This is a genomic window from Rhizobium sp. WSM1274, from assembly GCF_025200775.1.
In the GTDB taxonomy this organism is placed as follows: Bacteria; Pseudomonadota; Alphaproteobacteria; order Rhizobiales; family Rhizobiaceae; genus Rhizobium; species Rhizobium leguminosarum_I.
Genome location: NZ_CP104138.1, coordinates 3602415 through 3616435, shown reverse-complemented (window position 1 = coordinate 3616435; position 14021 = coordinate 3602415). Strand labels below are relative to the sequence as shown.

The 14021-nt window shown below is 62.2% G+C and carries 11 protein-coding genes and 1 riboswitch; of the genes, 6 read left to right on the top strand and 5 right to left on the bottom strand.

Features of this window, described 5'->3' with window-relative positions; genetic code table 11:
* Positions 1–16 precede the first annotated feature (16 nt).
* Together N2600_RS18065 and N2600_RS18060 are read right to left on the bottom strand one after the other, a co-directional pair.
* On the bottom strand, positions 17–2401 hold the full coding sequence (locus N2600_RS18065) for a phosphoketolase family protein (RefSeq protein ID WP_260296989.1): 2385 nt from the start codon (positions 2399–2401) through the stop codon (positions 17–19).
* A 71-nt stretch (positions 2402–2472) separates the two neighbouring features.
* On the bottom strand, positions 2473–3651 hold the full coding sequence (locus N2600_RS18060; RefSeq protein ID WP_260296988.1) for an acetate/propionate family kinase: 1179 nt from the start codon (positions 3649–3651) through the stop codon (positions 2473–2475).
* Between the two features lie 290 nt (positions 3652–3941).
* Here N2600_RS18060 and N2600_RS18055 point away from each other — a divergent pair, with 290 nt between their 5' ends.
* On the top strand, positions 3942–5543 hold the full coding sequence (locus tag N2600_RS18055; RefSeq protein ID WP_260109360.1) for an inorganic phosphate transporter: 1602 nt from the start codon (positions 3942–3944) through the stop codon (positions 5541–5543).
* Positions 5544–5551: 8 nt separating this feature from the next.
* Here the strand turns inward: N2600_RS18055 and N2600_RS18050 are convergent, their stop codons facing one another.
* Both N2600_RS18050 and N2600_RS18045 read right to left on the bottom strand, forming a co-directional pair.
* Complete coding sequence (locus N2600_RS18050; RefSeq protein ID WP_260296983.1) at positions 5552–7123, bottom strand: putative bifunctional diguanylate cyclase/phosphodiesterase; 1572 nt, start codon at positions 7121–7123, stop codon at positions 5552–5554.
* Positions 7124–7577: 454 nt separating this feature from the next.
* Positions 7578–8132 (bottom strand): histidine phosphatase family protein, encoded by a 555-nt coding sequence (locus N2600_RS18045; protein ID WP_260296982.1) that lies wholly within the window; start codon positions 8130–8132, stop codon positions 7578–7580.
* Positions 8133–8209: 77 nt separating this feature from the next.
* Positions 8210–8347: riboswitch (adenosylcobalamin (AdoCbl) riboswitch) on the top strand.
* Between the two features lie 13 nt (positions 8348–8360).
* Between N2600_RS18045 and N2600_RS18040 the strand changes: the two genes are divergently transcribed.
* The 3 genes from N2600_RS18040 to N2600_RS18030 are packed head-to-tail and all read left to right on the top strand — an operon-like array spanning position 8361 to position 10026.
* The gene (locus N2600_RS18040; RefSeq protein ID WP_260296980.1) at positions 8361–8570 is read left to right on the top strand and encodes a CbtB domain-containing protein; all 210 of its coding nucleotides are present in this window, start codon (positions 8361–8363) and stop codon (positions 8568–8570) included.
* A 26-nt stretch (positions 8571–8596) separates the two neighbouring features.
* On the top strand, positions 8597–9343 hold the full coding sequence (locus N2600_RS18035; RefSeq protein ID WP_260296979.1) for a CbtA family protein: 747 nt from the start codon (positions 8597–8599) through the stop codon (positions 9341–9343).
* Between the two features lie 50 nt (positions 9344–9393).
* Positions 9394–10026, top strand: coding sequence for a hypothetical protein (locus tag N2600_RS18030; RefSeq protein ID WP_260296978.1), 633 nt, complete (start codon positions 9394–9396; stop codon positions 10024–10026).
* Here N2600_RS18030 and N2600_RS18025 read toward each other — a convergent pair.
* Positions 10011–10673: a sulfite oxidase-like oxidoreductase gene (locus N2600_RS18025; RefSeq protein ID WP_162118820.1), complete on the bottom strand. Its 663-nt coding sequence runs from the start codon at positions 10671–10673 to the stop codon at positions 10011–10013. The two genes, N2600_RS18030 and N2600_RS18025, sit on opposite strands and share 16 nt — an antisense overlap.
* A 109-nt stretch (positions 10674–10782) precedes the next feature.
* On the opposite strand from N2600_RS18025, the gene N2600_RS18020 reads away from it, so the two are divergent.
* Positions 10783–12657, top strand: coding sequence for a sensor histidine kinase (locus N2600_RS18020; RefSeq protein ID WP_260109355.1), 1875 nt, complete (start codon positions 10783–10785; stop codon positions 12655–12657).
* Positions 12654–14000: a sigma-54-dependent transcriptional regulator gene (locus N2600_RS18015; RefSeq protein WP_162118819.1), complete on the top strand. Its 1347-nt coding sequence runs from the start codon at positions 12654–12656 to the stop codon at positions 13998–14000. Before N2600_RS18020 ends, N2600_RS18015 begins: the two co-directional genes overlap by 4 nt.
* Positions 14001–14021 lie beyond the last annotated feature (21 nt).

Here is a 14021-nt window from a genome sequence, read left to right as displayed (position 1 = left end):
CCCTCTGGTTTTCGTTTCACGCCGCCGGCCAGGTCCAGTTCCGCACCTCCGGCATGTCCTCACCATATTCACGGACATAGTCGTGATGCTCCGCAAGCTTGCCGCGGAAGGCTGCGAGCGCTTCGCCTGCCTTTTCCTTCAGGCCCGGCACACGCTCGATCGCTTCGATGGCGAGGTGGAAGCGGTCGAGTTCATTGAGGACGGTCATGTCGAAGGGGGTCGTCGTCGTACCTTCCTCGATGAAGCCGCGGACGTGGATGTTGCGGTGGTTGGTGCGTTTATAGGTCAGACGGTGGATGAGATAGGGATAGCCGTGATAGGCGAAAATGACAGGTTTGTCTGATGTGAAGATCGCATCAAATGCCTCATCGGTCAGGCCGTGCGGATGCTGATCCCTGGATTGCAGTGCCAGGAGATCGACGACGTTGACAGTGCGGATCTTCAGTTCCGGAATGGCGTTGCGCAGAAGATCGACGGCGGCAAGCGTCTCCATGGTCGGCACATCGCCGGCGCAGGCCATGACGAGATCGGGCAGGATCGTGTCGTCCTCGTTGCTCGCCCAGTGCCAGATGCCGATGCCGGCCTCGCAATGTTTCACCGCCTCGTCTATCGACAGCCATTGCGGCTCCGGCTGCTTGCCGGCGACAATGACGTTGATGCGGTCATAGGTGCGCAGGCAATGGTCGCCGACCCAGAGCAGGGTGTTGGCATCCGGCGGCAGGTAGATGCGGACGATATCGGCCTTCTTGTTGGCGACGAGGTCGACGAAGCCGGGATCTTGATGGCTGAAGCCGTTGTGGTCCTGACGCCAGACATGCGAGGTCAGCAGGTAGTTCAGCGACGAGATCGGCTTTCTCCACTCGAGTTCCCGCGTCACCTTCAGCCATTTGGCGTGCTGGTTGAACATGGAATCGATGATGTGGATGAAGGCCTCGTAGCAGGAAAACAGGCCGTGCCGGCCAGTCAATAGATAGCCTTCCAGCCAGCCCTGGCAGAGATGTTCGCTCAGCACCTCCATGACACGTCCATCCCGAGACAAGTGGACGTCGTAGGGCTCGATACCCTCCATCCAGACACGGTCGGTGACTTCGAAGACGCTGCCGAGACGGTTCGACTCTGTCTCGTCGGGGCCGAAGATACGGAAATTGGCAGCCTTCGCGTTGCGCTTCATCGTGTCGCGCAGGTAATGGCCGAGGATTTCCGTCGACTGCACCATGGCGCTGCCGTGCTTGCCGATATCGACCGCGTAGTCGCGTATACTTGGAACGTCGAGCTCTTTGCGCAGCAAACCGCCATTGGCGTTCGGATTGGCGCCCATGCGGCGCTCGCCGACAGGGGCGAGCGCCCGCAGCTCGGGTTTCAGCCGGCCGTCGCTGCCGAACAGGTCCTGCGGATCATAGCTGCGCATCCAGTCCTCGAGGATCTTGCGATGCCCTTCGTTCTCGCGGCAGTTGGAGACCGGCACCTGGTGGGAGCGCCAGAAGCCTTCGACCTTCTTGCCGTCGACTTCCTTCGGTCCTGTCCAGCCCTTCGGGCTGCGCAGCACGATCATCGGCCAGCGCGGGCTGATATCGGGCGCTTTGCCATTGCGGGCTTCCTCCTGGATTTCGCGAATGCGGTCGAAGACCCTGTCGAAGGTCGCGGCCATCTGCTGGTGCATATCGCGCGGCTCGTGACCCTCAACGAAGAAGGGCTCATAGCCGTAGCCTTCAAAGAGGCTCCGCAAATCCTCGTGACTGGCGCGGCCAAGAATGGTCGGATTGGCGATCTTGTAGCCGTTCAGATGCAGGATCGGCAGCACGACGCCGTCGCGGGCAGGGTTCAGAAATTTGTTGGAGTGCCAGCTTGCTGCGAGCGGCCCGGTTTCGGCCTCGCCGTCGCCGACGACGCAGGCAACGATCAGATCGGGATTGTCGAAGGCGGCGCCATAGGCATGGACGAGGGCGTAACCGAGTTCGCCACCCTCGTGGATCGAGCCCGGTGTTTCGGGTGCCGCGTGGCTCGGAATGCCGCCGGGGAAGGAGAACTGCCGGAAGAGCTTGCGCATGCCCTCCGCATCCTCGGAAATATCGGGATAGATCTCGCTGTAGATGCCTTCGAGATAGGTGTTGGCGACCATGCCAGGCCCGCCATGGCCGGGGCCGCACATGTAGATGATGTCGAGGTCGCGAGCGCGGATGAGGCGGTTCAGATGCGCGTAGATGAAGTTGAGGCCGGGTGTCGTGCCCCAGTGGCCGAGCAGCCGGGGCTTGATGTGCTCCGGTTTCAGCGGCTCGCGCAGCAGCGGATTGGCCAGCAGATAGATCTGGCCGATGGAGAGATAGTTGGCGGCGCGCCAATAGCGGTCGATGAGCGTAAGTTCGGCATCGGTAAGGGCAGCGGTCGAGACATGCTTATCCATGGGTTTCTCCCGTTTGAAAACGTCTTCAACGTCAATTCTACCGGCTGATGCCGGCAAGCTGTTGATCTGGATCAGCCACTGCCAAGAACGGTCAACGCCTCGTCGGCGATGATTTGTTCCTCATCGGTGGCGATGACGTGAGCGGCGATGCGGCTTTCCCGCGCGCTAATGGTGAAACCATTGGCGGCATTGGCCTTTTCGTTGATCGTAAGGCCAAGCCAGACCAGCCGCCTGGCCACGCCTGCGCGGATCTCCGGTTGATGTTCGCCGATGCCTGCGGTGAAAACGATAGCGTCAAGGCCATTCAACGTCGCCGCCATGCGGCCGATTTCACCAGCAATGCGCAGCGTGAAGAGGTCGATCGCCTGGTGTGCCTGCGGCCGTCCGTCCTTCAACAGGTCGCGCGTATCGGCGCTGATCCCGGAGACGCCGAGCAGGCCGGCGTTGTGATAGAGCAGATCCTCGATCTCTGCGAAGGACTGTTTCCTCTCTCCGGCCAGATGCAGGATGACGCCGGGATCGAGCCAGCCCGGACGCGTCGCCATCGGGATGCCGTCGAGCGTCGAAAAGCCCATGCTGCAATCGCGGCTGACGCCGTCCTCCAGCGCACAGAGGCTGGCGCCGCTGCCGAGATGGGCGACGACCACTTTTGCCGCGGGCGGCCCCTTGCGGCGAAACTCGCTGGCGATGAATTTATAGGACAGGCCGTGGAAGCCGTAACGCTTGATGCCCTCGTCATGCAGCATCCGAGGAATGGCGAAGCGGCGAACGAGATCGTCCTGGGTGGCGTGGAAGGCCGTGTCGAAGGAGGCCGTCTGGGCAAGATGCGGTTTCAGATGCCGGAGCGCACGGATGAAACGTAGCGCCTGCGGCTGGTGCAGGGGCGCAAGCGAGGTCAGCGCGTCGACCGCATCGATCGCGGCGTCATTAAGGGCGACGGCGCTGGTGAAGCGCTCGCCGCCATGGACGACGCGGTGGCCGGCTGCGCGCACGGCGGCGATATCGAAATGCCCGGCGAGAAGGGAAAAGGTCTCGTCGATGACGCCATGCAGGTCTTCCGTCGTCTCCGCCTTCAGCGGCATCTCGATTGTCTGTGGCCCCGCTGTCAGGCTGAGAGACAGCGGCTCGGCGCGGAAATCGATCACACCCTTGCCGATGCGCCGCGCCGCATCGCCGTCGATCGCGAAGATGCCGATCTTCACCGTCGAGGAACCGGCGTTGAAAGTGAGGAGCAGGTCGGTCGATGGCATGTCTCAAAGACTCCGCACGGTTGTGGTCACGACCAAACTTAGCGTCGAGGCTTCCGGCGGAAAGAAGTTATTCGCCCGCTGCTCGTTTTTTGTCGAAGCGCTCACGACCGTCTTGGGCGGCCGTGATCGACATACGGCATGTTTCACGAATGTGCCGGGACGAGCATGTGACGGTTAATATCGCGCAGTGTCAGTGTCTTACGGGCGGATCAGCCAGGGCGTCATGAGAGCTTCACGCGGCGGAATTATTAACAAAAGGCAAATTTGCAAACGGAATAAGGAACTATGCCATGGCCGATATTGCCCCCAGCCAGGTTCATAGCGACGCTTCCCATCCGCTCCACAGTTCGAATTCGGCCGGCAAATGGTTCTTGCCGCTGTTCGCACTCGTTCTGGTTTGCGGCCTTGGATATGTCGCCTATGCACTCGCCCGCGACCTGACGACCGCAGTTGCCGTTCCCTGGATTCTCCTCGGCCTTGCGCTGCTCATCGCGCTCGGCTTCGAGTTCGTCAACGGTTTCCATGATACGGCCAATGCCGTCGCCACCGTGATCTACACCCGTTCCATGCCGGCGGAATTTGCCGTCATCTGGTCCGGCTTCTTCAACTTCCTCGGCGTGCTGACTTCGAGCGGTGCCGTCGCCTTCGGCATCCTGGCGCTGCTGCCGGTGGAATTGATCCTGCAGGTCGGTTCCGGCTCCGGCCTTGCCATGGTCTTCGCGCTGCTGATCGCCGCGATCGTCTGGAACCTTGGCACCTGGTATCTCGGCCTGCCGTCATCGAGTTCGCACACGCTTGTGGGATCGATCATCGGCGTCGGCCTTGCCAACCAGGTCCTGGCGCCGGCAGGCACGGCGACCAGCGGCGTGGACTGGTCGCAGGCGACCAATATCGGCCTCTCGCTTTTGATCTCGCCGCTGATCGGCTTTGGCCTTTCCGCTGTTCTCCTGCTGGTCATGAAGGTTCTGGTGCGCAACAAGGCGCTTTATGCCGAACCGAAGGGCAGCCAGCCGCCGCCGCTCTGGATCCGCGCGATCCTGATCTTTACCTGCACCGGCGTCAGCTTCGCTCACGGCTCCAACGACGGCCAGAAGGGCATGGGCCTCATCATGCTCATCCTTATCGGCCTGGTGCCGACGGCTTTCGCGCTGAACCGCACGCCCGATGTCAACTATCTCGAAGCCTACAAGTCGGCATCTGTCCAGGTGGAAGCCGCGCTCGGCAAATATGTGAAGCCTGGGGTGACCGTTGCGGACTACAAGGCCGAAGTCAGCAACGCCGTCAAGAACAAGACCTGGACGGATGCGACGACGCCGGCCCTGCAGCAATATATCCACCAGACCAGTGCCGAGGTCGCCGCCTTCCCGACGCTCGAAGCGGTGCCGACCAATCTCGTCGGCAACGTCCGCAACGACATCTATCTGATCGGCGAGGCGCTGAAGCTGATCGACAAGCAAAAGCTGCTGCCGATGGACGCCGGCGACCTCAGCGCGGTCACGAACTACCACAAGGCAGTCGACAACGCGACCAAGTTCATCCCGCTCTGGGTGAAAGTGGCGGTCGCAATCGCGCTTGGCCTCGGCACCATGGTGGGCTGGAAGCGCATCGTCGTCACCGTCGGCGAAAAGATCGGCAAGACGCATCTGACCTATGGTCAGGGTGCGGCAGCCGAAGTCGTGGCGATGGTCACCATCGCTTCGGCCGACCATCTCGGCCTGCCGGTCTCGACCACCCATGTCCTGTCGTCAGGCGTTGCCGGCACCATGGCGGCGAACGGTTCCGGCCTGCAATGGTCGACGGTGCGCAACATGCTGATGGCCTGGGTGCTGACGCTGCCGGCCTCGATCGCGATCGCCTTCGTGCTGTTCGTGATCATGCGTCAGATTTTTTAGGCGTCCCGTCAGGCCGTGGAGGCCAGGCTGGCATTACGATCGCCGATGAAGATGCCCGCTTCGGCGGCGGGCATCGCCTTGCCGAAAAGGTAACCTTGGCCGATATCGCAGCCGAGCTGCAGCAGGAAGGCGAGCTGGCCGTGCTCCTCGATGCCTTCGGCCGTCGTCTTGATGTTGAGGCTCCTGCCGAGACCGAGCATGGCGCGAACGATCTTTTCCTGGCGCTCGTCGTCGCGATAGGTGGCGATGAAGCTTTTGTCGATCTTGATCTTGTCGAAACGATAGCGGGCGAGCTGGGCGAGGCTCGAATAGCCCGTGCCGAAATCGTCGAGGGCGATCTGGATGCCGGCCGCATGCAGCTCGTCAAGAATGAGGGCGGCGACGGCGGGATCCTGGATCAGCGCGTTTTCGGTGATCTCCACTTCCAGGCGCTGCGGCGGCAGCCGGCTTGCCGAAAGCACCTTGAGAATGCGCGACGTCAGCAACCTGTCTTCCATCTGCACCGGCGAGACGTTGAAGGACAACATCACATGCTCCGGCCAGGTGAGGGCGTCGCTGCAGGCCTGGGCGAGAAGATCCTCGAACAATGCCGTGATCATGCCGGTTTCCTCGGCGATATCGATAAAGACCGGCGGGGGAATATTGACACCGTCGTCGCTGATCCAGCGCGCCAGCGCCTCGAATCCGCAGAGCTGACCGGTCTTCAGGTCGATCAGCGGCTGATAGAAGGGCTTGATCGCCTTGTTGGAAATTGCGGCACGCAGCCTGGTTTCCAGAGCGGCACGTTCCGTTACCTTGTCCTGCATCGAAGGTTCGAAAACCAAATAATGGTTAGGCCCGCGAGATTTTGCCTCGTACATGGCGAGGTCGGCACGGTGGGCGGCATCTTCCAGCGGCTCGGCTCCCTCGGCCCAGCGGTCGTAGCCGACGCTGGCGCCGACTTCGACGGCAAAGCCATCGATATGGATGGGCCGGGTGACGGCCTGAATCAGCAGCTTGGCAAAACGCTCCTCGCGTTGCGCCGTCAGGGCGAAGGCGACGATGATGAATTCGTCGCCGCCGAAGCGATAGACGCAGTCGGCATTGCCGAGCGCGCAGATGCGTCTGGCAACCTCGATCAACAGGATGTCGCCGCCCTTGTGGCCGACAAGGTCGTTGACCTTCTTGAAGCCGTCGAGGTCGACGGAGAAGATGGTGACGTTGCGGTCCCACTCCTCGATCTCGGCCTCGTCGTCTTTGATCGGCCGTGAGAGGATCTTGCGCTCGAAGGCGTAGCGGTTGGGCAGCTTGGTGAGATGGTCGTGGGTCGCGGTCCAATCGGCTTTTGCCTGGGCGGCCGCGCGCAGTTCCATTTCCTTACGCAGGTCGGCGATGCGCAGCACCGAATAGATGAAGCTCATGGCGCCGGCGATGCCGAGCGCCAGAACGACCTTGTCGGCGCCATACTCGCCGAATCCGATCAGGAAGGCGACCAGGCTGTCGTCGAGCTGTAGCAGCGTGCCGAGAAGCCAGAGGGTCACTCCAGACACCACGATCGACACGCATTGCCGTCCGGCCCTGCTTTGGAAAAACACCGGCATCATGCCTTCTCCATCTCCACCTTCGCGGAAATATCACGAAAGTCTGAAATGTTTGTTGAAACCAGAAGGCGAATTATCAGAGGCAGCAGCCTGTTGCGTGCCGCAGAGAGACCCGAGAGGCTTGTGGGGAATCAGGGCGTCGTTATCAGCGCGATGCCCTTAATGGTTCAGAAGACTGGCTCATGCGGGAAAGAACGAAGGCGAGCGTGCTAATGCATCGCTCGCCCTTTCCAGTGCTTCAGGCGGTGACGATCAGCAGCGGAACGCTGACAATGAGACCGACCAGAACCGTGACTGTGGCGACACGCATGAAACGCAGGCGTCGTGTGCGCTCGCCACTCCAATCATATGTCATTCTTCCATCTCCTTGGGACAAGGAAGTAGTTCCCGCAAAGCCGGGTTCAACAGAGATGACGCGATTTGCTTGTGCAAAGCTGGATAAGATCAGCAGTCTCTAATGCTGGAAGCGCAGAGACCAGCGCTGTCCGTTGCTGGTCATGCGGATAACGGAAAGCGGCTCGACGTCGCTCAGCCAGAAGGAGGAGAGTGGCGCCTGAAGCACATGCACGATCGCTGCCCGGATGACGGCCGCATGGCTGATTGCAATGATGTGGCCGTCGAGAACAGTCTGTCCATCCATCCAGCCGGCGATGCGCTTGCGCAGATCAACAAGGCTCTCGCCGCCATGCGGAGCCGCTTCCGGATCGCTCATCCACCCCATGAGGTTTTCCGGCTCTTCGGTCCCGATCGCCGCGATTGACCTGCCGGCCCAGCGGCCATGGTCGCAGTCGCAAAGCGCCTGATCTATCCGGGCTTCGAGGCGCAGCGCATCAGCAGTTTGACGGGCGCGCAAGGCGGGGCTCGTGACAATACAATCGGCGCGGGGCGGGGCGATCATCCTGCCGGCCTCCTTCACTGCCTTGTCCTCCAGCGGTTCGTCGAGCGGGAACAGGGCCTTGCGGCTTGCTGCCGTCGCGCCGTGGCAGATCCAGGTGAGGCGCGTGTTCACAGTCGTTCTTGTCTCCCGGAATGCGGCGACAGCGTCCTTCGCCGGCTTGTGAAGTTTCGTTGACAGTCTCTTCGGCGTGCAGATATAACCGTGCTGTTGCGGGTTTGGAAGCCGGTGTAAGTCCGGCGCGGTCGCGCCACTGTGACCAGCGTGAGCTCTTCGCGCTGGAAGTCAGACCCTACTGCACAAGCACTCTTTCGACTGAACGCGTCATTCCCGGAGGAATACATGTCTGACACCACTTTCGCGCCCGTTGCTGTACCGGCGCCGATCCCTGTAGGCGAGATCCTGCCCTGGGCGATCTTCGGCGGCCTGCTGATGCTCATTGTCCTCTATTTCGTCGGCACCGAGGAAGGCGCGATGGCGCTGTTAAACGGCATGTATGTGCACGAATTCGTGCATGACGGCCGCCATCTCCTTGGCTTTCCCTGCCACTAAAGCGCTTCGCGATCGGAGTTCCTGACATGGTTGGAAACCTTCTGCTTCGCGGCATGCTCGCGGGCCTGATGGCTGGCATCCTCGTTTTCGCTTTCGCCCATATGTTCGGCGAGCCGCTGGTCGATGCGGCGATCGCCTTCGAAGAGGCAAGCGCCCAGGCCGCCGGCGAGGCTGCCGAACCCGAAATCGTCAGCCGCGCCACACAGGCCGGTCTTGGCCTTTTCACCGGTGTCATGGCCTACAGCGTCGCCGTCGGCGGGCTCTTCGCGCTCGCCTTCGCTTTCGTGCAGGGCCGCTTCAGCAGCCTTTCGCCGCGCGGCACCTCGGCCGTCATCGCCATTGCCGCCTTCGTGGCGGTTGTCCTCGTTCCCGGTATCAAGTATCCGGCCAACCCGCCGGCGGTCGGCAATCCCGACACGATCGGTGCCAGGACCGAACTGTTCTTCCTGATGATCGTCGTCTCGCTTGCGGCGCTGGTTGCCGCAGTGGCGCTGTCGCGCCGCCTTTCCGAGCGCTTCGGTCTCTGGAACGGCGCGATTATCGCCGGCATCGCCTATCTCGTTTTCATCGGCCTCGTGCTCTATCTGCTGCCGCCGATCAATGAGGTGCCGGAGAACTTCTCGGCGATGGTGCTCTGGCGGTTCCGCACCACTTCGCTCGGCATGCACGCGATCCTCTGGGCAGCCTTGGGCTTGGCCTTCGGAGCGCTGGCGGAAAAGCGGCTTGCGGTCAGGGACGGACAACGCGGCCGGCCGGCAACGGCATTTCACTGAAGGAATCGAAGGGCGCCGCTTTGCCGGCACCCTTAACTTTTCGAGCAAGCATGAAAATCGGCAAAACCATACCACTCCTGTCGGCGGCATTTGCCGCGGCTGCCTTTTTTTGTGTGGTTGCCGGAAGCGCTTTTGCTCATAGCCGCAGCGATGGCGGCAGCCATGCGGGCCTGGATATCCCGGAAATTTCCCATGGCGAGATGGCAGTCATGTCTGACTATCGCAGTGGGATTATCGACCTTGCATCCCGTGCAGTCGATACGAACGAGCCGTTTCGCCGCATGCTGAACTATGCCGAGATCCAGTATTCCTACTGTCTGTGGGGCCGGATGCCGGGCAGCGTGGCGGATGAGGAAAGTCCGTTCAACGAATGCACCCATGCCTATCTGGCCGCGACCAAGGCCGTCTTGCTTTCAATGCGCGAGATGCCGCGGGAGGCCGCTGCTGCAGGCGAAATCATTTCCGCTGTCGATGCTGACATGGTGCGGCGCGGTCTCGCGCTCATCACCTGCCGGTTCAGCGGCGAGGCCTTCAACACAGCCGATATCGTCAAGCCGCGCTGGAGCGGGATCCCATTCCATGTCGCCAGCATGGCGTCTCTGACGGGGCTCGCCTCTTTGTTCGGCCTCGGTGTGTTTGTGCTTCGCCGCCTCTCGCAACCGAAGGCTCAATCGTTGGAATAGCGCTGCTCGCGCCACGGATCGCCATACATGTGGTAGCCGTTCTTTTCCCAGAAGCCTGCCTGGTCGGCTGATATCAACTCGATGCGGCGCAGCCATTTGGCGCTTTTCCAGAAATAGAGATGCGGCACGACGAGGCGCATCGGTCCGCCGTGCTCCGGCGTCAGCGGCAGGCTTTCCCAGGCCGTGGCGAGGATCGCATCCTCGGCTGCGAAATCGGCGAGCGGCAGGTTGGTGGTGTAGCCGTCATAACTCGTCAGCATGACGTAACCGGCTTCTGGCTTCGGCATGGCGAGGTCGAGCAGATCGCGCGTCGAAACGCCTTTCCATTTGTTGTCGTAGCGCGACCAAGTGGTGACGCAGTGGATATCGCTAACTTTGGTGCTCTGCTCGATCGCCTGGAAGGCGGCCCAGGTGAGGGTGAGCGTCGTTTCGACGAGGCCGCGCACGTCGAGCCGCCATGTATCGGTCGAAACGACAGGCTGCTGGCCGAGATCGAGCACCGGCCAGTTCTTGACAAGGTGCTGGCCGGGCGGCAGGCGCTCGGCTTCGGGCCGACTGATGCGGCCGGTGAGGAACTTACCTTCGGTCGCCCAACGGCGTTTGGAGGTAGTGAGCTTGCTGTCGGTGGGCGCCTGATCGTCGCTCATGAGTGGGTCTCCTGCGATGCAGCAATAGGACATCCGCCCTTGGCGGTGTCAAGTTTGGGCGACCCCTTGGAAATCCTTGCCGGGCTCACTAAACTCGGTGCCATGGGGCATGCCTCGCTGGGGAGTGGAGGCAGGAAGGGAGGAGCCGGTTCTGTCTTCGAGATATCGTGCGATAGCGGCGTTGCTGGTCGTGCCGCTGATCATCTTCGCTTTCTTCACCTATGGAAGCGCGATTGCGACGCGCGTCTATATGGGGGAGGCTTCGGCGCAGGCCGGAACGGCGCTGCGCCTTGCCGTTTCGGCACTCAGCGGCCATCTCAACCGCTACGAGGCGCTACCGGCGCTGATCGCCGATCACGACGATATCAAGGAGCTGGTGAGCGCGCCCGAGGATGAGGCGCTGCGCGATGCGGCCAATCTCTATCTCAAGGCGATCAACGGACTGCTGAAATCCTCCGACATCTATGTGGTCAAGCCGGATGGAGAGACGATCGCGGCCAGCAATTACGATAGGCCTGCAAGTTTCGTCGGACAGAATTTCAGCTACAGGCCCTATTTCCAGGATGCGATCGAGGGCCGGCAGGCGCGGTTCTACGCGCTCGGCACCACCTCGCTGAAGCGCGGCTATTATTTTGCCGCACCGATCCGGACCGGCGCGGATATTCGCGGCGTCATCGTCTTCAAGGTCGATATCGACATGATCGAATCCTCCTGGGGCGGCGGCGAATACAAGATCTTCGTCTCCGATCCCGAGGGCATCATCTTCATGTCGGGAAGCCCGGAATGGCTTTACGGCGCCATCCTGCCGCTGACGGCCGATCGCATCGCCCGCACCGAGGCGTCGCGGCGTTATGCCAATGCCAGGCTGACGGCGCTGCCAGTGACGCGACACCACTTCGACCAGCATGAGCTGATGACGCTGGCCGGCGAACGCGGCTCGAGCGAATATCTGGTGCTCTCGCATTACATGCCGGCCGAGGACTGGACGGTGAACGTGCTGATGGAAACGAGTTCCATCCGCACCCAGGCGCGCACGGCGCTTGCGGCCGTCTTTCTCATCCTGTGCATCGCCGGGCTTACGGTGGCGGTTCTGCGCCAGCGGCGGACGCGGCTTGCCGACCGCATGCAGATGCAGGCCGAGGCGCGCAACGAGCTGGAACGACGTGTCGAGGAGCGCACGGCCGATCTTGCCCGAGTCAACAGCCGTATCGAAGAGGAGATCGCCGAGCGGCGGCAGACCGAGCAGCAGCTCCGCCAAACGCAGGCCGACCTGATCCAGGCCGGAAAACTTGCCGGTCTCGGGCAGATGTCGGCTGCTCTTTCGCACGAGTTCAACCAGCCGCTCGCCGCGGCCAAGACCTATACGGACAGCGCCTCGGTGCTCATCGACCGTGGACGGACGGAAGAGGCGCGGGACAATATCCGGCGTATCGGCGGGCTGATCGACCGGATGGCGTCGATCAGCCGTCACCTGCGCAACTTCGCCCGCAAACCGAACGAGAAGCTCGGCCCCGTTTCCCTCGACGAGGCGATGCGCGACACGCTCGAGATCATCGCCTGGCGGCTGAAGGCGGCAGATGCCGAACTGCTGCTCGATCTCGGGCCGCGTCCGCCGGTGGTGCGCGCCGGTTCGGTGCGGCTGCAGCAGGTGCTGGTCAACGTGATCTCGAATGCGGCCGATGCGGTGGAAGGGCTTAATGACCGGCGCATCGAGATTTCGGCCTTCGATGAAGCCGGCAAGGTGGTGCTGACGGTGCGGGACCATGGACCGGGCGTGCCAGCCGCAATCGCCGAGCGCATCTTCGACCCGTTCTTCACGACGAAGGGTGTCGGTAAGGGGCTCGGCCTCGGGCTTTCGATCTCCTATAACATCATCAAGGATTTCGGTGGCAGCCTTACAGCTGCCAATCATCCCGAAGGGGGCGCGGTGTTCCGCATCGAGCTGCAATCGGCGGCAGGGCTGATGCCGGAGGCAGCGGAATGAACGATGCAAAGATCCTGCTGGTTGACGACGAGGAGGAACTGCGACGCTCGACGGCGCAGGCGCTGGAGCTCTCCGGCTTCAGTGTCGAGACCTATTCGAACGGCGACCACGTGCTGGAGCTGATCGGCTACAGCTTTCCCGGCGTCGTCGTCAGCGATATCCGCATGCCCGGCATGGACGGCATGACGCTGATGCAGAAGATCCGCGAGCTCGACCCGGAGGTGCCGGTCATTCTCGTCACCGGCCACGGCGACGTTCAGCTTGCGGTGAAGGCGATGCGCGAGGGCGCCTATGATTTCATCGAGAAGCCGTTCACGCCGGAGATGCTCGCCGGCGTCATCCGCCGGGCGATGGAGCGGCGCGGCCTCGTGCTCGAAAACCGGCTGCTGAAGGCGGTCGCCGGCAAGCGCGACGATATCGAGGCGCGGCTGCCGGGGCGCACGCAGGTGATGGTGGATTTGCGCTATCGCATCCGGGCGATCGGGGCGAGCGATGCCGATACGCTTATCGTCGGGGAAACGGGGGCCGGCAAGGAAGTGGTGGCGCGGGCGCTCCATGACATCAGCGCCCGGGCGAGCCGGCCGTTCATCGCGATCAATTGCGCCGCACTTCCGGCAAACCTGATCGAGAGCGAACTCTTCGGCCATGAGGTGGGAGCCTTTCCGGGCGCGGTAAGGCCGCGCTATGGAAAGTTCGAACATGGGCGCGGCGGCACGATCCTTCTCGACGAGATCGGCTCCATGCCCTTCGACCTGCAGGCGAAGTTCCTGCGGGTGCTGCAGGAGCGGGTGATCTCCAGGCTCGGATCGAACGAGATCGTACCGCTCGACGTGCGCTTCATCGCGACCAGCAAGGTGGATCTGGAAGCGGAAGTGGCGGCCGGCCGCTTTCGCGCCGATCTCCTCTACCGGCTGAACGTTGCGACGCTGCATGTGCCGTCGCTGTCGCAGCGGCGGTCGGACATTCCGCTGCTTTTCCTGCAACTGGTGCGGGAAGCGGCCGCCCGCTACGGCCGCGATGAGATGGCGGTGCCGCCGGACGTGATTTCCGACATCGCTCAGCGCGACTGGCCCGGCAACGTGCGCGAACTCCGGAATGCCGCCGACCGTCTGGTCCTCGGTCTCGATGATGGCGGGCCACAGGCAGAGGAAGCGACCGGGCTTGCGGAGCGTGTCGCCGAATTCGAACGGGGGGTCATTGCCAGCGCGCTGGTGGCTCATGGCGGCAGCCTCAGGCCGGTCTATGAGTCGCTCGGTATTTCCCGGAAAACACTCTACGAAAAGATGCAGAAATACGGTCTCGACAAGCGAATGCTGACAACCGAAAGTCAGCGCCCCTTTTAACGGCGCATGTATACCAGCCAC